This window comes from Bacteroides faecis, assembly GCF_020091505.1.
GTDB lineage: Bacteria > Bacteroidota > Bacteroidia > Bacteroidales > Bacteroidaceae > Bacteroides > Bacteroides faecis.
Genome location: NZ_CP081916.1, coordinates 3056922 through 3076809 on the forward strand (window position 1 = coordinate 3056922; position 19888 = coordinate 3076809).

The 19888-nt window shown below is 43.2% G+C and carries 12 protein-coding genes; 4 read left to right on the plus strand and 8 right to left on the minus strand.

All coding sequences use genetic code 11. The features are described 5' to 3' along the window. Nucleotides 1-15: 15 nt before the first annotated feature. From hepC to K6V30_RS11770, 7 genes are all read right to left on the minus strand, one after another. Nucleotides 16-2139, minus strand: a complete 2124-nt coding sequence (hepC, locus tag K6V30_RS11740) for a heparin-sulfate lyase HepC (RefSeq protein WP_055271183.1) — start codon at nucleotides 2137-2139, stop codon at nucleotides 16-18. 308 nt (nucleotides 2140-2447) lie between these two features. Then, nucleotides 2448-4706 (minus strand): glycosyl hydrolase family 95 catalytic domain-containing protein, encoded by a 2259-nt coding sequence (locus K6V30_RS11745; protein ID WP_055271209.1) that lies wholly within the window; start codon nucleotides 4704-4706, stop codon nucleotides 2448-2450. A 633-nt stretch (nucleotides 4707-5339) separates the two neighbouring features. Continuing rightward, nucleotides 5340-9401, minus strand: coding sequence for a hybrid sensor histidine kinase/response regulator transcription factor (locus tag K6V30_RS11750; RefSeq protein WP_022301716.1), 4062 nt, complete (start codon nucleotides 9399-9401; stop codon nucleotides 5340-5342). Between the two features lie 101 nt (nucleotides 9402-9502). Then, the gene (locus K6V30_RS11755) at nucleotides 9503-9910 is read right to left on the minus strand and encodes an ATP-binding protein (RefSeq protein WP_022301715.1); all 408 of its coding nucleotides are present in this window, start codon (nucleotides 9908-9910) and stop codon (nucleotides 9503-9505) included. Nucleotides 9911-9937: 27 nt separating this feature from the next. Then, nucleotides 9938-11860, minus strand: coding sequence for a SpoIIE family protein phosphatase (locus K6V30_RS11760; RefSeq protein ID WP_010537311.1), 1923 nt, complete (start codon nucleotides 11858-11860; stop codon nucleotides 9938-9940). Between the two features lie 12 nt (nucleotides 11861-11872). Then, nucleotides 11873-12823: an ABC transporter substrate-binding protein gene (locus tag K6V30_RS11765; protein ID WP_022301713.1), complete on the minus strand. Its 951-nt coding sequence runs from the start codon at nucleotides 12821-12823 to the stop codon at nucleotides 11873-11875. Between the two features lie 13 nt (nucleotides 12824-12836). Continuing rightward, on the minus strand, nucleotides 12837-13574 hold the full coding sequence (locus K6V30_RS11770; protein WP_010537313.1) for an anti-sigma factor antagonist: 738 nt from the start codon (nucleotides 13572-13574) through the stop codon (nucleotides 12837-12839). A gap of 374 nt (nucleotides 13575-13948) precedes the next feature. Between K6V30_RS11770 and K6V30_RS11775 the strand changes: the two genes are divergently transcribed. Beyond that, entirely contained in the window at nucleotides 13949-14338 is a 390-nt protein-coding gene (locus tag K6V30_RS11775; RefSeq protein WP_022301711.1) for a helix-turn-helix domain-containing protein, read from the plus strand. Nucleotides 14339-14394: 56 nt separating this feature from the next. Here K6V30_RS11775 and K6V30_RS11780 read toward each other — a convergent pair whose 3' ends face one another. Continuing rightward, nucleotides 14395-15765 carry a TrpB-like pyridoxal phosphate-dependent enzyme gene (locus K6V30_RS11780; protein ID WP_010537316.1) on the minus strand — a complete coding sequence of 457 codons (1371 nt, stop codon included), beginning with the start codon at nucleotides 15763-15765 and terminating at the stop codon, nucleotides 14395-14397. Between the two features lie 144 nt (nucleotides 15766-15909). Between K6V30_RS11780 and K6V30_RS11785 the strand changes: the two genes are divergently transcribed. From K6V30_RS11785 to K6V30_RS11795, 3 genes are read left to right on the plus strand one after another with little or no spacing between them, the layout of a single operon-like run. Beyond that, the gene (locus K6V30_RS11785; protein WP_055271181.1) at nucleotides 15910-17739 is read left to right on the plus strand and encodes a TrkH family potassium uptake protein; all 1830 of its coding nucleotides are present in this window, start codon (nucleotides 15910-15912) and stop codon (nucleotides 17737-17739) included. Nucleotides 17740-17743: 4 nt separating this feature from the next. After that, complete coding sequence (locus K6V30_RS11790) at nucleotides 17744-18430, plus strand: potassium channel family protein (protein WP_010537318.1); 687 nt, start codon at nucleotides 17744-17746, stop codon at nucleotides 18428-18430. A gap of 28 nt (nucleotides 18431-18458) precedes the next feature. Beyond that, on the plus strand, nucleotides 18459-19490 hold the full coding sequence (locus K6V30_RS11795) for an endonuclease/exonuclease/phosphatase family protein (RefSeq protein WP_055271179.1): 1032 nt from the start codon (nucleotides 18459-18461) through the stop codon (nucleotides 19488-19490). The last annotated feature ends 398 nt before the right edge of the window (nucleotides 19491-19888 follow it).

Consider the following 19888-nt stretch of genomic DNA (forward strand, 5'->3'; position numbering starts at 1 on the left):
CTTAGGTATATTAAATTATAAAGTATAAGACAGTTCGTATTTCTTGCCATTGATAGTCACTTCTACAGCAGCACCGTTTGTATGGAATGTACCTGCATCTTCGCTGGAATTATCGGTAAACTGAGCATCCATAGTCAGTTTGTCAAGTGTAGAAACAGCTTCGAATGGATAGATTACAGTAATAAAGCGGGCTGCTCCATTCTGTGGTTTCCGTATCGTGTATTGATACCCTTTGCGTGACGCATTCTTCTCTCCTAATTTATTGGAAACGTCAGAACTGACATTTGATTTGTCGAAATCTTGGTTAGTCTCAGCAAAAGTGCGAACCAGCATATTATTGTTTGCAAATGTGGTATGTGCGCCATATTGGTAAGAAGCGGACAAATCATCATATACAGTTTCATTGGCTTCGCTTGAACAAAGATGGAAATTCAGGTTGATTTTGTCTTTGTTGCCATCTCCGTATCCTTCATCTACCAGTACGAAGAATTCTTTATCTACAAAGAATACGGCACGACGGTGAGTGAGACCGGCTTTGATCTGATTCTGAGTGACCAGAATTTGTGTGTTCCCTTTAGTTTCATGCTTAAGGAATTCACCTTTCATATATCCATCGGCAATTGTTGCACTTAGAGCTGTCATTGTATTGTGGTTCTTAGTTGCGAGGAATGTTTTGCGGTCTTCATTACTTGCACTTGTTCCTCCGTAAGAGTATACACCGGCATCCGGGAAGAAATTACGTCCGTTGCGATAGATACCGAATGTTCCGTTATCGGGTTGGCAATGCCATTTGTTATCCGGATTGTTATTATTCTTCAGAATCATCATGGTTGAGCTTTTTCCCCATCCGCTGCGCAACATATAATAGCCGGAAGCGTCGTATATCTGTACCAGGCCGGCAGGTGTTGTTCCTTGCTTGCCTTCTGTTGACATCCATTTCATTTCTGCATCATCCGGGAACATTTCAGAGTACTGTCTCAGGTTTCTCAATAATACGTTTTTAGTATAGGAAGCAGAACGTGTATCGTTGAAGTTATCAATTGTATAATCCGGATAGATGATATCCATAACAAAGCGGGCTGCTTTTCTCAACTGTTCTATGTAAGTAGAAGGAAATAAGCTTAGCTTGTTATTAAGTTGAGCGATTTTATATATATTATAGAAGCCGGCAACTACTCCGATATGGTAACTTGGGTCCAGCTCATTTTGAACTCCATCCTCCAGAAATTGTGCGGTAATCTGTTCTGTGATCTTTTGCGAACCTTCACTCAACCATGCTTCCGCATTTTTGAACTCGGGCATTAAAATACCAGCTGTGGTAATGGCTTGTACCTGAGTTACATAGATATTGCTGCCATCAGTATAATAATTGTTGCGAATACATTCTACTTCACCGGCAAAGGCAACGAGGAATGTTGAAAGCCATTGAGGAGTAAAATTGGTGGATTGAATAAAATGAGGCATGATATCGATTTGGTCAAGCACCCTTTCTGCAGGTTGCAGACCATACCACTGAACTGCATCTTTGCTTACCGTTCCTTCCGGGCAAGGGAAAGTATTCAGCCAGTCGCTATAAACCTCTATCCATGATTGGATATATTTCTCATTTTGGTTCACACGGTAAGCCTTAGCCTGTGGAAGCATCCATTGGTGGCGGTGAGTCTGAGATTTAAATTCCTGGTCGGTAATTTCAGTAGGCACATAAGTCCAGTCTATTTTCTTGTCTTTATCAAATGAATAATAGACTTCTTTGCCATTTTCTTCTTTTTCCTTGAAATTACGTACATAGAATCTATGTTCCAGTGCCTGATCGGCTATATTCTGATCAAAAGCAGTGATAGTAGGGTTAATCAGATTAATATTCGGATTATTGATATCCGCTCTGTTTCTATAGTATTTTAATAACTCATGAGCAGCGTAATAATACTCATTAGCTTCATAATACTCTTTCACTTTCTCCAGTCCCGGATAATCCAGGTTGATTACATCGAATAACTTTTCATTAATTACGTCATTCGGCTGGGGATTCGGAAGCAAATTAATATTAGAGTCTCCATTTGCCAATAGTTCATCATCGTCATCTGTGCATCCGGTAAATGCGAATAGGGCACAAATGCAAATAAAGAAGATGTTCTTCATACTTTATTAGGTTTTATAATTATTAAAAGTGTTATTTTACTGTTGCAAATGTAATCTCATTGAATATGATTCTTAATTTATGTTGTCCACACTTTGTTCAAAAATGATTTTTTTGATATTAATTTTGTTGAGTCATATACTATTTTTGTGTAAAAAGCTGGTTTCTTCTCTGAATTCTAGTTTTTTAGATGTCAGAATGTAATATCTCTACATGCTCTTATAAGCTACCTTTTGTACAATTTAAGCTGCTCAAATGGATGATTTTAAGGTTCATTCGAGCAGCTCTTTTACATGCTGATTTCAATGAGTCATCTTGCCTTCTTACCGAAATAGTTTTGAGACATATGTGATATAGGTGAGATGCTAAAATCCGGAGATGCATCTTTAGGATAAATGATGATTTCTTCCCCTTTTTTCAAGTCGATCTGATAAGTACCATTATCGGATGATTTGATGGCGAAGTCTCTTTTTCCGGTAAAAACAGGATCAGAAATGTCAGTCATTACTACGCAAGGCTCGCCGGCGAGGCTTTTTATATGTATAAACTCAGTCTTTCCCTGTTTCCTGCTGGCAGAAACTTTGAATGCTCCTTCTGTGCGCAAACCGGAATAGGCGACATCTTTCCAGGCATCCGGAACAGCCGGGAAAATCCGGATCTTTCCTCCCCAGCTCTGTATCAGCATGTCATGGATGCACTGAGCGCCTGATAATGGAGTTTCGATCACAGGACCTGCTTCTTTATACATAGTGGTAGGGCTGAGGAATTTCCCGAATAACTTGTTCAAGTAAGAAAGTGCGTCATTTCCCTTGCCGATGGCAGATGAGATGGAAGAGGCGCCGGTACAGGAGTAACCTTGGAGCGCTTTGGGCTTACTTTGCCAAAAGGCTAATGATTTCTCGATCGTATCAACAGCACCGGGTTGTTCTGTGTTGAGCAAATATAAAGGATAAATAGCAAGTAAATGGGAGTAATGCCTGTGGGAAAAAGCATAAGGCATATCTTTTCCTATCAACAACCCATTCTCGTCCATAGGGTACGAAACCAGATTATCGAGTACATTTTGCCAGGTTTCGATCAATGGTTCCTGAAGGTTCAGACGTTTTGTCGATTCCAGTAAGGTCTGGCATCCCCAACGGAGTAGGGCAAGGTCGAAATTACAGTCTTCTACAATGTCATATTCAGGTGAGTAAGTGGCAGGAAGATGCAGTTTGCCATCTTCTCCTTTTTCCAGAAAGTGCAGGTAATAGTTGATGGCACCTTTTAAAAGTGGGAATAACTGGTCGCGTAATACATTATCATCCATCTTGTGACGATAAATGAGCCAGAGATTATGGCATGCCCATGGCAATAAGCCTACTTGTGCTTTTCCTTTGCCGGGAATACCTATCTCCGTTGACATACATTCCAGATTGGAAGCAACACCTATCCCTAATGAGTTGGAACGGTAAGCAGCAGGAACATTTAAGCGTAACTCGTCTGTGTGGTTGTAAAGTGCGTTTTCGAGTGAAGCAGCCAGATCCAGATGATCAGACGCATTCAATGCCCAATAAGTCAGTTGTACGTTGAGGTTCCACCAGGCATTTGGCCAGGGAGTTTCTGTCAGCCAAGGTCCTGTATTATCTATTAAGGCACGGTCACCACGAGTGGCAGAGGCCAGTTTATACATCTGTATCCAATAAAAATTTTCTTTCTGGATTTCGGGTAATGTGATGAAACTAGCCGGATAGTAGGCATTCCACCATTGGCGATGGGTACTTTGCAGTTTTTTGAATCCCTGTCGTTTGGCTTTCTTTATTTCTTTCATACATGTTTCTCCGGCATTTGTTTGCGGATATGTATGTGTAAGGTTTACCCATAGAATGCGTTCTCCTTTTTCTGCTTTATTTTCCTGCCATCCTACTACTGTTTCGCCGCCGGCAAGTAACTTTTGGGTAGATAAGTGAATGCCATTTTCTTGACTGATCTCAGCGACGGGGTTGAGCGGATAGTCTTGCGGAATTTTGTCCATTTTACCTTGATTCTTGAAAAAAAGGTAGCGGGGGCTGTTACCTTCAGCGGCTATCCATTCCCATTGAAAGTCTTTCTCTTCTCCTTCTGTCGTTGCTTTTATAACTATAATCATATCGTTGGCATGGACAAATGCTTTTAGATGAATACTCCCTTTCGTAGTAATGATATCTGTTGTAGCCTCTGCATTCCAAAGATCAAGGCGCATTTTACCACTGATGATTTTTCCTTTGGGATGCAATGCAAAGTGACCGGTAAGCAATCGGGGGATTCCGAATACATCTCTTTTCTCCCTGTGGTCGTGTACATCACAATTGCTCGTTTCGAGTCGTATGTAGTTTTTCTCCGGCTCTTTATAGATCATTAGTCCGAGCCTGCCGTTTCCCAGATAGGCTGATTCGTGCCAATATTCGGGTAGCACTTCCCATATCATGTCTTGGTTACTCATGAATTGAGGCCAGTCAATCTTCTGCTGTATGGTTATTGAACGTGCATCGACCATGAGCGTGCAGAAGAAAGATAAAACGGCATAGAAAAAAAAACGTTTTTTGGAGTTCATAGTATAAACTTTTACTTTCATTTGGTTTATTTTTTAGGGTTCTAATATCTCTATACAAAAATAGAGAGTAATGCAGCCAATGCTTGTTTGTAACGTTCATACTTTATTCAAAAACAACTTGGCTACTATTAGTTTTATTGAATTATATATCAAATTTGTATAACAATATACTTTCTTCAATGAGAACTACCGTATCTTTCATCCAAATGATGCGGAAGAATTAGCTGTTTGCTTCATATGCATTAACTGAAAGCTTGGGCCTATTGCTCATTTCTTCTGAGAGAATTATTCTGTCGCACTTGTGCAACCGATGTAATACTGTTCAGCAACCGCTTGGTTGTTCTTGTCCTTCTTGGCAGTTGCAGCACAGTAATTCACTAATAATAAATCGTGTTTAGAAATGTGGTGTAAAGGCATGATACAGACTGTATTATAAGAAAAGTGCAATTTTTCCTCCGAAAAAAGCAAAAACATCCGCTTGTTTTCTGTAAACTTCTCTTAAAAATAACCTCTGACTGAACTTAAATAGCTGATCCATAACTCTGTGACATTTTTGTTTTTCCCCATATAATACTTTAATATAACACAAAAATGTCACAGGTTGTCAATGGTAACTTTATAGTCTATGCCGAACTATCCTTTAGACTTTTTAATATACTCGGTAGGCAAACATCCAAAATACTTCTTGAAGCTGGTCGCAAAGTATGACGGCGTATTGAATCCTACCATGGTGCTGACTTCCGCTACGGTATATCGTCCGTCTTTCAGTAGCTTGGCTGCTTCATTAAAACGTATTTTACGGATGAAATCGATGGTTGATTCTCCGGTAATTGCTTTTAATTTCAGATGCAGGTTGGAACGGCTCATGTTCATTTCTCTGGCGAACTCGTCGGTAGAGAATTCGATGTTATCCATGTTCTTTTCCACAATTGCCATAGCGCGTTTCAACAAGGCTTCATCCATTGCGTTGAACGTGATCTTTTCCGGTTCTACCTCCAGCGACTTAGCATATTTCTCGAGCATTCGTCTGCGTGTACGCATCATGTTCTGTATTTTGGTCGTCAGAATGGCAAGCGAGAAAGGTTTGGGGATATAGTCGTCCGCACCCATTTGCAAACCTTCCATCTGATCTTTGATATCGGTCTTTGCAGAGAGAATGATGACCGGAATATGACAAGTCCGGATATTCTGTTTTACATTTTTGCATAACTTGATACCGTTCATAACCGGCATCATCACGTCGGTGACAATCACATCCACCTCGTTATCTTTCAGTTTTTCCAGTGCTTCTTCACCATTTCCGGCTTCCAGCGTATTGAATAAATCAGCCAGTCCGTTACTGAGATAGCGGCGGATCTCATTATTGTCTTCTACGATCAGAATTGTCCCGCGTTTCTTATCACCGGATTCCACCGATTCGTTTTCCACTTTCTCCGTGTCGATGAAATACATAGCTTTGGAGTTGGTAGAGTATACTTGTTCCTCTTCATTCAGTTCGTCGTTCGAAGCCAGTTCGGAAGGTTTGTAAACAGATAAATCCTGGGGCAGATAGACAGAGAATGTACTGCCCTTGTTTTCCTCACTGTCCAGTTCGATACGTCCATGATGAAGTTCTATCAGACGTTGTACTAACGAAAGTCCGATACCACTTCCTACATGTTCACTTTCTATCTGATAGAAACGTTCGAATATCTTCCCCTGTTTGTTGATGGGGATACCTATACCGGTATCACTGACTTGCAATAATAACCAGCCATTTTCCTCTTTCAGCGTTACAGTGATGCTTTGTCCGCTTTCCGTGTATTTGAAAGCATTGGAAAGAAGATTGTTCACGATCAGTTCCAGATAGTTGGCATCAAAAAGAACTTCTTTGTCTTCCAGTTCCGAATGTAGAGTATAAGTGATTTTTTTGTGGCGTGCCAGTTTGTCGTAGAACAGGAAGTTGTCCTGTATCAGTTGATGGGCATTTCCCTTTTTCGCTTTTAGTTCGAATACTCCGAGTTCGGCCCGGCGGTAATCCATCAATTGGTTGACCAGATGAAGCAGCCGGTTTGCATTTCGCTGGATATATTCCAGTTGGTTGCGCGTCCACCGGTCACTGATTTTATTAATGATCTCTTGCAGCGGGGTCAGAATTAATGTCAAAGGTGTACGGAGTTCATGTGAGATATTGATGAAGAAACGCATCTTCATCTGATTGATTTCTTCCTGATGTTCTTTGTCTCTGCGTTCTATTTCGAGTTGGGCTTCCATGCTTTTACGCATCCAGAAGAAGCGGAATACGAAAGTGATGAAACCGACGAAGGTTGCGAAGAAGATGAGTAATGCCCACCAGGTTTTATACCAGACCGGCAGAACGATAATTTCCAATGCTGTAGGAATAGGATTCCATTTGCCATCACTGTTGGCGGCTTTTACGAGGAACTGGTATGTTCCTTGTGGCAGATTGGAGTAGGAGACAGTACGGCTGTCCGTCAGATAATACCATTCTTTGTCATACCCTTCCAGTTTATAGGCGAACGTATTATGCTGTCCCGAGATATAGTTGGAGACTACAAATTCAATGGAGAATGCCGTTTGCCAGGATTTCAGTGTGATACTTTCCGTTTCACTGATATTCTTGGTCAAAATACCTGTTTCATCATCCGGACGGACTACTTTGTTGAATAGTTGCAGTTTGGTGATAACTACCGGAGGGGTGTAAGGATTGTCAAGCAATAACTCCGGACGGAAAGTTGTGATTCCGTTGATACCGCCAAAATACATCTGTCCTGCGGAAGTACGACAATACGAAGATGTGTTGAACTGATTGCTTTGCAACCCGTCCGACTCCGTAAAGTTGCGGAATTTCTCCGTTTCCGGATTAAAGCAGGAAATGCCCCGGTTGGTACTTAACCAAAGTCTTCCGAAAGAGTCTTCCAAAATGCCGTATACTACGTTATTAGGCAGGCCGTTGGTTGTATTATACCGTTTGATCTGCTTATCTTTTTCATTCAAACAATAAAATCCTTCACGTGTACCTATCCAGATAACCCCGTTGGAAGCTTCGTAAATACAGTTTGTGAAGAGCTTTGTGACATTGGAAGCCGGAAGTATAGCGGCTTTTTGTATCTCCAGACCTTCTTGCTGATAAACCGATATACCTTCTTCTCCACCAATCCACAAACGTTTATGGGAGTCCCGGAATAGAGTCGTGATTTGTTTGAGAACGACCGGAGTGCCATCTTTCTCTTTTTCAATCGTAGTAAAACTCCGCTTTTCCGGATTAAAATGAACCAGTGCACTAAGAGTTCCCAGCCAAAGATTCCCTTCTCCGTCGGGAAGTATGGCATAGACGTTCTCATTCACCAGCTGACTGTTCCGCTGATTGAAGCTTTCTACCTGACCGCCATTACGGTGAAGAATGCTTAGTCCGCCGGCATGGGTACCTATATATACTAAAGATTTCTTTTCGTCTACATATACCGCCTTGATATTATTGGAGCCGATACCTCTCGTATTTTCATCTTCCTGCAACGTATAAGATGTAAATCGTTGCGTAGCCGGATTATAAAGATTCAATCCTCCGTCATTCGTGCCTATCCACAGATTCTTGTCTTTATCTTCGACAATACAACTTACTACATTGTCGCTTAATGAGTTTTTATAAGGAATGTTACGGATATTCTTAAATCGGTTTCGGATAGGGTGGTAATAGTTCAGTCCGCCGAAATAAGTACCCAGCCACATACCACCTTGCGAATCCATAAAGATACTGCGGACCGAGCGCTGGGACAGGCTGCCGTTTTCTACGGGATTACTGCTGTAGGATGCAAAAGAATCAGTGCCCTCATGATAAATATTCAAATCATTGAAAGTACCGATCCACAAACGGTTCTGTGAATCCAGTGCCAGTGAGCGGATATAATTAGAACTGATACTCTTCGGATTGGAGGGGGAATGAAGGTAATTCTTTATTTCCTTCGTTTTCGGATTAATGAGGAATAGTCCGGCTCCTTCGGTTGCCACCCAGATGCGGGTAGGGGATTGCTGGAGGATAGCCTGAATCTGTTTGGTTCCTAAAACAGGGATCACTTTCTCAAAACTCTTCTGGGTAATGGAATAATTGTACAGTCCGTCGGTCGGAGTGCCAATATAGATTTGATCGTCTTGTCTGTAAAGAGTAGAGGCTATGGTCTTGTGCATCGCAGTGCTGAAAGAGTCATCTATAAATTTCGACCCTTTGATATCAAACATGATCAGCCCTTCCGGAGTGCTGATCAGCAACTGCTCCGGTGAAATCTCTTCGATGCCGTTGACTTGCAGGTGTTTTCCTTTCTTCTCGTAGAAAAAGTTCTGGAAGATGTCTTTTTCTTCATCATAACGGGACAATCCATCCCGCGTACCAATCCACACCCGTCCCTGACTGTCGGTTTTTACAATACGGGAGATGTCATTGGCGATGCTGTTCGGATCATCTTCATTGTGTTGATAAACCGTAAATGCGTATCCATCATATTTATTAATACCGTCATAAGTGGCAAACCACATATTTCCCCTTTTGTCCTGATCAATAGAGAACACAGTACTTTGTGACAGTCCCTCATTGATGGAAATATAGGAAAATGTGATTTGTTCCGGAGTTTCGGGAAAGGCGGAATGCATTCCTATGCACAGGAAAAACAAGTAGATTACTATCTTCTTAAGCTTGCTCATTATTAGTTCACGAGATTAATAATGGCACCAAAGATAGTAATTTCCTTTAAATACCTCATGTCTGTGGATAGAAAACTACATGATCTTTTTTCCGTCTGTTGTCAGATGTCTTTTTTCATTGTCAATCGATTTTCATTGTCAAGACGCTGATACGATATTTCGTTCATGATGCTTCGTATAAGGAAAATTCCTAATCCCCCGATCGGACGTTCTTCAAGAGAAAGGGTGATGTCCGTGTCTTCCACTTGTGTCGGGTCAAAGGAAGCTCCTTTGTCTGTCAGCAGGAAAACGAGTTGTTTGGGAGTAGACGTCACTTTTAGTAGAATGATATGCTCCTCCTGGGAAGGGTAGGCATACATAATAATATTGGCAACAGCTTCTTCCAATGCCAGATTGATGTTCATGATTGCTTCCATAGGTAAAGACAGTTCCTCACCTAGCTCTTCAATGAAGTTTGCTAAAGTGGCAATCTCATTTAGATTGTTGGAGATTCTTATTTCTTTTTCCATAATCATTGTGCTTTATTGTTTGTCTTTTTAAGGCTTATAATGTATTAGTAAAATTGTTAAATCATCACTGGCTTCGGCTTCCTTGACGTGTCCGGCTACGGAACTGACTACGGCGTCGACCGTGCTGCGCACATCCGATGAAGTGTTTTGAGACAGAACTTCCAGCAGCTTTTCTTCTCCGTATAGCTGCTTGTCTATATCTTCGGCTTCTGTTACTCCATCTGTGTAAAGGAATAGTTTGCTTCCTTCTTTCAGCGTTATTTCTTCATCGGAGTAGACCACGTCTTCCATTACTCCTGCGAAAAGATACGTCTTGAATTCCAGAAGAGAGACCTCTCCGTCCGGATAAATAATGAAAGGGGGATTGTGTCCTGCGTTGCTCAGTTTAAGTATTCCGGTCTGCAAGTCGAGTATCCCGACAATCAGTGTAACGAACATATTCGATTCGTTATTGTCGGAGATCGAGTTATTCATTTCGGTGACAATTCTGGCCGGTGAAACAGCCTGCTGAGACAAGGTACGGAACAGGCTGCGGGTAATCGCCATAAACAATGAAGCCGGAATTCCTTTGCCCGACACATCTCCAATCACGAAATAGAGGCGGTTGTCGTTTATGTAGAAATCATATAAGTCGCCGCCTACTTCTTTGGCAGGATGCAGGATTGCATGTAAATCCACATCATTACGGTCGGGGTAGGGAGGGAATATTTTGGGAATCATTCCCATCTGTATCTCCCGGGCAATGGACAATTCGCTTTCAATCCGTTCTTTGCTTGCGGTGGTTGCCTGTAACTCAGTTACATAAGCAGACAAGGAATGTTGCATATAGGAGAGCGAGTCGTGCAGATCCTTTATCTCGTCGTTCGAATGTACATTCGGAAGCTTGACATCAAACCTTCCGAGAGCGATTTGGCGTGCCGATTCGGAGAACTTCTCCAATGGGCGGGCAAGCCGGCGGATGATGCTGTATACCATCAGGAACAGTGCCAGCATACCTGCAAGGAAGGTATAGATAATCTCTCTGGAAATAGAGTCCAGGTCATGAAGAATAATTTTGCTCGGGCAGACCGTACATACCGACCATCCTATATGTTGGATAGGGGTGTAGAAGGCATATGAATCTTTTCCTTTATAATTGAAATGCTTCGTTCCGGTATGCCCTGCCAGCATTTCATGTCCTATCTGCTCCTGTGCCTGATTGTTGCCGTCAAAGGCTTCGGAGAATATTGTTTCATTCATGATTTTACTTCGGTCCGCATGAGTCAGAAAACTTCCGTTGCGGCTGAGCAGATAGGTATAACTTGATTCGTAGGGTTTCAGGTGACTGATTGTATCGGTAAACTGCGATAAGGATATGTTGGCGGTAAAGATGGCAAAAACTTCTCCGTCACTGTTGTATAGCGGTTTGGCATACGTACTCATGATTATATTTCCCCCTCCCTCATCGTAATACGGTTCGCTCCAGTATTCTTGTTTCAGTAACTGGGGAATCAGGTACCAGTCCATGCAGGGATAATCATAATTCTGGCTGCCTAATACATGATAGTCAATCTCTCCATCCTTCCCGTTGCGGAACGCGGCGTAAGGCATGAAATATTTTCCTTTGTCTTTGTAATAATCCGGTCGGAAGGCAATGCCGCTCCCAACGATGAACGGGTTGTTCTTCACCACTTCCGTAATGATATGGCGCAGTGAATCGGGATGATTCAGTCCTCCTTCCAGCATCCAGAGCGATTGGTTGACGGTTGTTTTTACAGAACTCAACTGGCTGGAGATTTCCGTGACCATGTTATTCAACAATCCGTGGGTTCGTTCGATAGCATAATTGGTGACCTTCTCCTGGCTGTAGTTATATGCCAGCACCATGATGGTGGTGAAGACAATCAACGTGAATGAAAGCACGTAGATGCTCAGACGTGTGGCGAAGGAACGTGAAAAAGTATGTTTCATGGAATGATCTGGTTATTTTACGAAATTCTCATAACGGATATGGGCTGTTTTCTTCTGTGCAGGCAGCAAAATGCTTGTTGCCCGGTCAAAACCTTCATGGCTTAGCCGGAAGGTTCGTTTGCCGCTCTCTCTGTTTGTTTGCAATCGCAATACCTCATCCAGCATCTTACGCTGGTGATATCGATTGGTTCCTATGTTGTGTAGATGCACCTCTTCCATAATGATGTCGAGGGTCTCTTCCCGGTGTTCATTGGCCCATTCCCAGCCACGCATACTGGCTTTTGCCAATTTTCGTGCGGCTTCCGGATACTTCTCGTAAAATTCCTCGGTAACGTAAAGGCCATCTTCGGGCAGGTTGTATCCGTAATCGGCAAAATGCATGACGTGGGTAGAATCTGTTTTCATACCGCATTCCGCCAATTGGAGGAATTCGTTGTAACTTCCTACCAGACAGATATCCGCGGCCTTTGAGAGAAAGATATTCACTCCGCCGTTAAAGCGTATCCATTCCACCTGAAGCTGGTATTTATTGGCAACTTGTCCGAGTAATTCCTGACTGAGATGATTCCATACGGCTATTTTCTGATGTTGCAGGGCAGTAAGACCTTTCAATGGTGAATGGCTGACCAGCATCAGACTGTTTTCCTGTGAGGTCTGCAGGATGTTGACTACGCGTGCGCCTGCAAAGAACTCAGTCAGCGCATACGACAAGTTCATGACAACTGCCTGAGCTTTACCCTTCTTCAGAAAAGAAAAGGAACTTTCGGAGAGAGAAGGATGCTGTATGCGCACGTCGAGCCCTTCTTCTTTATAAAATCCCATCTTCTCGGCTACATAGTAACCGGCGAATTGTGCCTGTGCGGTCCACTTGGGAGTGAGGACGATAGACTGCGCATTCGTTGTGCCTGCTGAAAAGAAAGCGGTTAACAGCAGAATACAGGATATAATACCTGATTTCTTCATAAGACAGGGCGTTTTAGCGAATGGTAAACAGGGAAGAACAACCGGTCATGTCGAATATCTTCAGGATTTCAGGTCTCATTGCTTCTATGACAAGCACTCCCTGATGTTGCCGGACGCATTTCTGAAGGGTAATCAGACTGCGCAAACCGGAACTGCTGATATAGAGCAAACCTTCGACATTGATTATGATATTCGGAGTCGGCATGCTTAGCAGCGGACTGATGACTACATTGAAATCGTTACTGTTTGCTGTATCCAGGCGTCCTTCAATAGTTAGTATGGTCACTTCTTCTATTTTGCAAATATTGGTTTTGAGCGAAGCTTCCGGTTTGAAGTCCATATCGATCTTTTTGATAAGGGTCAGTTCATTTTGAGATTCCGTAGAGTGATATTCCACTTTGTCCATCGTCCGCCGGATTAGAAAGAGTCCTAATCCCTGTGTCAGCTGTTGGTCGAGCGATATAATGTTGTCAGCATCGGTGTTTCTTTCAGTGGGATCGAATGAAATACCATTGTCTATGATTCGGGCGGTGAGTATTCCGGGGGCAACAGAAGTTAGGAGTGTGATCTCACCTTCTTTGTTTGTCGGGTAACCGTGATGGATAATATTGGAGATGGCTTCTTCGATAGCGAGGTTAACACTCATTGTAATACTCGGCGGAAGTTGTAATGACATCCCTAATTCGTCGATGAATTGGGCAATTCTTGTGATTTCATCAGGTTGATTGTTGATGATAATTTCTTTTTCCATATTCTTTAAGTAGCGTGTCATATTTAAATTGGTATTGTTTGAATTGAATACTCGGACAAAGGTATTTGTTCCGATTAGAAGGAGGAAATTTGTACCTTCCAAAAGATTCCCATTTTAGTTGATTTTCTTAAAATGGGACGTTTTTTAAAGAAAGGAACTCCTCTTTCTTTTCTGAAAAAGTATACTTTTGCCCCTTTAAAAAAAAGGATGGTAAATGTCATAGTATTATGCATTGAATTATTGCTGGATGTTGTGGGTCTGGTATTGGGAATTATTGTTTTTTTCCGTTCTTCTGATAACAGACTCCAGAAAGCCTGGGGAATGCTTGCCATTACCCTGTCTCTTCTTTTGTTATGCGATAATCTCGAATGGATATGGCTTTTCAGCCAGGGGGGATCGAATGCGTTACCCCGCTTAACAGAAGTACCGATGAATCATCTTTCGTTGTGGCATATTGTCCGGGTGATTGTCTTACCAATCCTCAATATGCATTGCAGGACTTGTTGAATGACTTGAATACGAATGAGAACAGGCTCGATAAAGCTCTTCATTACGATGGCTTTTCCGGCTTTAGAGACTTTATCAATTTCCATCGTTTGCAGTATTTTAAAGAACAGGCCAGACTGCAGAAAGACCTTTCTGTGAAGGAACTGATGTTCATGAGCGGCTTTACTTCCCGTTCCAGTTTCTACCGCTATTTTGCGAATGTTGAAAAGATGTCCCCCGGTGAGTATATGGATATGCTGCATGCAGAAAATAAATAAGCCCGGCACAGTGTACCGGGCTTTATAATGATAATGTTCGGTTCTGATACCGAAGTTTATTTGGATAAGTCTCCTATTTCATCCAGGTTCTTCTGGATATCTTCGTCAGTCAATGCGTAGTTCACTAAATCGCCTGCCAGATACTTATCATAAGATGCCATGTCAATCAATCCATGTCCGGACAGGTTGAACAGAATCACTTTCTCTTCTCCGGTTTCCTTGCACTGGTTTGCTTCGCGTACGGCGGCGGCAATCGCGTGACAAGATTCCGGTGCCGGAATAATACCTTCCATCTGTGCGAACAGGCAGCCCGCTTCGAAAGATTCCAGCTGCTGGATATCTACTGCTTCCATCAGGTTGTCCTTCAGTAACTGTGAAACGATGACACCTGCGCCGTGATAGCGAAGACCGCCCGCATGGATATGGGCAGGGGCGAAGTTATGTCCTAATGTAAACATCGGGAGCAGCGGAGTGTATCCGGCCTCGTCACCGAAGTCGTATTGGAATTTACCGCGAGTCAGTTTGGGGCAGGAAGCAGGTTCGGCAGCAACAAAACGGGTCTTCTTTCCTTCCAGAATGTTGTGACGCATAAATGGGAAAGAGATACCTCCGAAGTTGGAACCACCTCCGAAACAACCGATTACCACATCCGGATATTCGCCTGCCATTTCCATTTGCTTTTCAGCTTCCAGACCGATGATTGTCTGATGGAGAGTTACGTGGCTGAGTACCGAACCGAGTGTATATTTACAGTTGGGAGTCATTTGTGCCAGTTCGATAGCTTCCGAAATGGCTGTACCCAGAGAACCCTGATACGTAGGGTGAGCAGTCAGGATATCTTTTCCCGCACGGGTAGACATTGACGGAGAAGGAGTCACCTGTGCACCGAAAGTCTGCATGATGCTGCGGCGGTAAGGTTTTTGCTCGTAGCTGATCTTTACCTGATAAACGGCAGCTTCGAGTCCGAATACTTTGGCTGCATAAGAAAGAGCGGCTCCCCATTGTCCTGCACCGGTCTCGGTGGTAACGTTCGTGACGCCTTCTTCTTTGCAATAGTATGCCTGAGCCAGCGCAGAGTTCAACTTATGAGAACCGATCGGGCTGACGCTTTCGTTCTTGAAATAGATATGTGCCGGAGTTCCGAGCGCTTTCTCCAGTCCGTAAGCGCGTACAAGCGGCGTACTGCGATAATATTTATACATTTCGCGTACATCTTCCGGTATTTCAATCCATGCGTCCGTCTGGTTAAGTTCCTGATGGCACAGTTCTTTGGCAAAGATTGGATACAGATCTTCCGCTTTCAGCGGTTGTTTGGTTCCCGGATGCAACGGAGGCATTGGCTTGTTCACCATGTCAGCCTGAATGTTGTACCAGTAATGTGGAATTTCTTCTTCCGGCAGGATATACCGTTTTCTTTTGTCACTCATGATATTGTGGTTTATTAGTTTTCTGCTGCCAAAAGTAGGCAAAATTTTTAATATTCGTGTAATTTTGTCAACAAAGAATGGAATCCGATTGTTATTTTAATTAAGTTTGCACGACATAGCAAAGACGACAATAAAAAATGTGATATGAAGATTTATCATAAATTTCTGTTATATCAGAATAAACTTCTGAAACCCTATATACGCATCATACTGGGGCTGGTAGAAGCACTCACGTATCTGGCATCTCTGTTGTTGATTGTCGGAGTAGTTTACGAACATGGTTTTCCCTTGTCCCCGGGGGAAGTAGAGCAGATACAGGTCTTGTATAAAGCTGTATGGATCATCTTCCTGATTGATGTCACATTGCATATTTCGCTGGAATACCGGAATACGAAAAAGCAATATCGAAGGCTGGCATGGATATTGAGCGGATTGCTCTATCTCACTCTGGTACCTGTCATCTTCCATCGTCCGGAGGAAGAAGGAGCGATTTTGCAGGTTTGGGAATTCCTTCACGGGAAGTTCTATCATTTGGTATTGTTGCTGATCTTTTCTCTGCTGAACTTATCCAATGGGCTGGTGCGTCTTTTAGGACGCCGCACGAATCCGTCTCTGATACTGGCTGTCAGCTTTCTGGCTATTATTCTGATCGGGACGGGATTGCTGATGCTTCCGCGATGTACGGTCAATGGCATCACCTGGGTCGATTCTCTGTTTACAGCGACCAGTGCCGTATGTGTGACGGGGTTGGTCCCGGTAGATGTATCCACCACTTTCACCACCAGCGGATTGGTTGTCATTATCCTGCTGATTCAGATTGGCGGACTGGGTGTGATGACATTGACCAGTTTCTTCGCCATGTTCTTTATGGGAAATACTTCCATTTACAATCAGCTTGTCGTACGTGATATGGTCAGTTCCAATTCGCTGGGGTCATTGCTGTCCACTTTGCTGTATATATTGGGATTTACGCTGGTGATCGAAGGGATAGGTATGATATCGATCTGGTTCAGCATTCACGGTACACTGGGGATGAATCTGGAAGAAGAGCTGGCTTTTGCCGCGTTCCACTCCATCTCTGCTTTCTGTAATGCGGGTTTTTCCACCCTTTCCGGTAACTTGGGAAATCCGATGGTGATGACTAACCACAACTGGTTGTTCATTTCCGTTTCCTTACTTATCATATTTGGAGGTATCGGTTTCCCGATTCTGGTTAATTTCAAAGATATCGTATTATACCATTTGCGCCGTTTCTGGAAATTTGTACGTACCCGTAAACTGGAAAGGCATAAGGTACAGCACCTCTATAACCTGAATACGAAAATCGTATTAATCATGACTTTCCTGCTTTTGCTGATCGGTACATTGGCTGTTGCTGCTTTTGAGTGGAATGCCTCTTTTGCCGGTATGCCTGTCGCCGATAAGTGGACGCAAGCTTTCTTTAATGCTACTTGTCCGCGAACAGCCGGTTTCAGCAGTGTCGATCTGGCATCCTTGAGTGTGCAGACTCTGTTGGTTTATCTTTTCTTAATGTGGGTCGGCGGTGGTTCGCAGTCTACGGCAGGAGGTGTCAAAGTGAATGCTTTTGCAGTAGTCGTGCTGAATCTTGTCGCTGTATTGCGGGGGAGTGAACGGGTGGAAGTATTTGGCAGGGAACTGTCTCACGATTCTATCCGGCGTTCCAATGCGACGGTAGTCATGTCGCTGGGAGTACTGTTTCTCTTTATCTTTATATTGAGCATACTCGAGCCGGAGGCTTCTTTACTGGCGCTGACTTTCGAATGTGTTTCTGCCCTCAGTACGGTAGGATCGAGCTTGAATCTGACTCCTCAGCTGTGTGATGCGAGTAAGTTGCTGGTATCTTTGCTGATGTTTATCGGTCGTGTGGGGCTGATCACTCTGATGCTGGGAATCGTCAAACAGAAAAAGAATACAAAATACCGTTATCCGAGTGATAACATCATCATAAACTAACATCATGAAGTATATTATTATTGGTTTAGGAAATTACGGACATGTGCTTGCCGAGGAATTGTCGGCATTGGGACATGAGATTATTGGAGCGGATATCAGTGAAAGCCGTGTAGATTCAATCAAAGACAAGGTTGCTACCGCTTTTGTCATTGATGCTACGGACGAGCAGTCATTGTCGGTGCTGCCTTTGAATAGTGTAGATATCGTCATTGTTGCCATTGGTGAGAATTTCGGTGCCTCCATACGTGTTGTTGCATTGCTGAAGCAGAAAAAGGTATCGCGTATCTTTGCCCGTGCCATTGATGCGGTACACAAAGCGGTGCTGGAGGCTTTCAGTCTGGAGAAAATTCTGACACCGGAAGAGGATGCCGCCCGCAGCCTGGTGCAGTTGCTCGATTTTGGAGCGACGATGGAAGCGTTCCGTATCGACCAGGATTATTATGTGGTGAAGTTTACCGTTCCGAAGAAGTTTGTAGGATACTTTGTGAATGAACTGAATATGGATGAAGAGTTTCATCTGAAAGTTATCGCATTGAAGCGGGCGAACAGTGTCACTAATTGTCTGGGCATTTCTCTGACAGAGCTTCATGTCAAGAATGAGTTGCCCGGAGATGAAAAGGTGGAAGAAGGAGACGAACTGGTCTGCTACGGTAAATACCGTGATTTTCAGTCTTTCTGGAAAGCTATTTAAAGATACATCACGCTAAATAATAAATGAAATGCGATTAACCAACTTACTATTTACGACACTTTTACTATTTGTTTCCGTCTTTGCACGAAGTCAGAAGAGTAATGAATTTACAGTACTGCAATGGAATGTATGGCAGGAAGGTACGATGGTACCGGGAGGATATGACGCTATTGTCAATGAGATTGTTCGCCTGAAACCGGACTTTGTAACTTTCAGTGAAGTCAGGAATTACAATAAGACGAATTTCACAGCCCGCGTCTGTGCTTCGCTGAAAGAGAAGGGGCTTTCGTATTATTCTTTTTATAGTTATGACACGGGGTTGCTGAGCAAACATCCTATCACCGATTCCCTGACTGTTTTTCCCGAGAAAGACGATCACGGAAGTATCTACCGCCTGACCAGTTCGGTAAACGGGCATAAGGTAGCGGTTTACACGTCACATCTGGATTATCTGGATTGTGCATACTACAATGCCCGCGGCTATGACGGTTCTACCTGGAAGGAAATACCGTTGCCGGCATCGGTAGAAGAGATACTGAAAGTAAACGTTGCTTCCCAGCGTGACGATGCTATCCGTTTGTTTATCACTCAGGCTGAGAAAGACCTGGCAGCAGGGTATAAAGTGATTATCGGCGGTGACTTTAACGAACCGTCCCACCGTGACTGGATAGAAAAGAATAAAGATATGTACGATCACAATGGCTTCGTTGTGCCCTGGACGGTAACGACTTTGCTCGAAGAAGCCGGATTTGTAGATAGTTACCGCAAGATATATCCCAATCCCTTGACACATCCCGGCTTTACTTATCCTTCGGACAATCCGGCAAAAACTCCGGAGAAAATCACATGGGCTCCCAAAGCAGACGAGCGGGACCGGATCGACTTTATTTTCTATAAAGGCGAAGGACTGGATGCAAGGAAGGCGGTCATCTTCGGACCGAAAGGTTCTATTGTCCGCGCACAGCGCGTGCAGGAGACATCCAAAGATAAGTTCTTATTGCCGCTTGATGTATGGCCAACCGATCACAAAGGATTGTTGGTTACGTTTATCTGTAAATAATATCAGTAGCATCTATATTTTCTTCATCCTATATAAATAAAAACAAATATTATCTGTCACCTGTCACTGTTTTAGAGGTAACAGGTTGATTTTTAGGTATAAATATGGTGACGGCAACGAGTGACAGCAGTGTGATGGCAGAATTTGCCGTCACGCTACTGCCACTCGTTGTAGCTTAATTAGTTTCCACTGCTTGAAACTAGGGTTCCATCGGTGAGAAACTGTAGTTTCATCAGTAAGAAACCATAGTTCCAAAGGCTTGAAACCAAAAGTTTCGAGCGTATGAAACTAGAGTTTCAAGCAATGGGAACTATAGTTTCAAATAGGGAAACGAACTTGACTTGATATCAGTAGAAGTGCAGGAGGGAGCTAAGATGAAATAGCAACGTGAAACAGCA

Bases quoted from the DNA above. Each gene is read 5' to 3' on its own strand.
- hepC (WP_055271183.1), bottom strand. From the start codon at position 2,139: ATGAAGAACATCTTCTTTATTTGCATTTGTGCCCTATTCGCATTTACC.
- K6V30_RS11745 (WP_055271209.1), bottom strand. From the start codon at position 4,706: ATGAACTCCAAAAAACGTTTTTTTTTCTATGCCGTTTTATCTTTCTTC.
- K6V30_RS11750 (WP_022301716.1), bottom strand. From the start codon at position 9,401: ATGAGCAAGCTTAAGAAGATAGTAATCTACTTGTTTTTCCTGTGCATA.
- K6V30_RS11755 (WP_022301715.1), bottom strand. From the start codon at position 9,910: ATGGAAAAAGAAATAAGAATCTCCAACAATCTAAATGAGATTGCCACT.
- K6V30_RS11760 (WP_010537311.1), bottom strand. From the start codon at position 11,860: ATGAAACATACTTTTTCACGTTCCTTCGCCACACGTCTGAGCATCTAC.
- K6V30_RS11765 (WP_022301713.1), bottom strand. From the start codon at position 12,823: ATGAAGAAATCAGGTATTATATCCTGTATTCTGCTGTTAACCGCTTTC.
- K6V30_RS11770 (WP_010537313.1), bottom strand. From the start codon at position 13,574: ATGGAAAAAGAAATTATCATCAACAATCAACCTGATGAAATCACAAGA.
- K6V30_RS11775 (WP_022301711.1), top strand. From the start codon at position 13,949: ATGGCTTTTCAGCCAGGGGGGATCGAATGCGTTACCCCGCTTAACAGA.
- K6V30_RS11780 (WP_010537316.1), bottom strand. From the start codon at position 15,765: ATGAGTGACAAAAGAAAACGGTATATCCTGCCGGAAGAAGAAATTCCA.
- K6V30_RS11785 (WP_055271181.1), top strand. From the start codon at position 15,910: ATGAAGATTTATCATAAATTTCTGTTATATCAGAATAAACTTCTGAAA.
- K6V30_RS11790 (WP_010537318.1), top strand. From the start codon at position 17,744: ATGAAGTATATTATTATTGGTTTAGGAAATTACGGACATGTGCTTGCC.
- K6V30_RS11795 (WP_055271179.1), top strand. From the start codon at position 18,459: ATGCGATTAACCAACTTACTATTTACGACACTTTTACTATTTGTTTCC.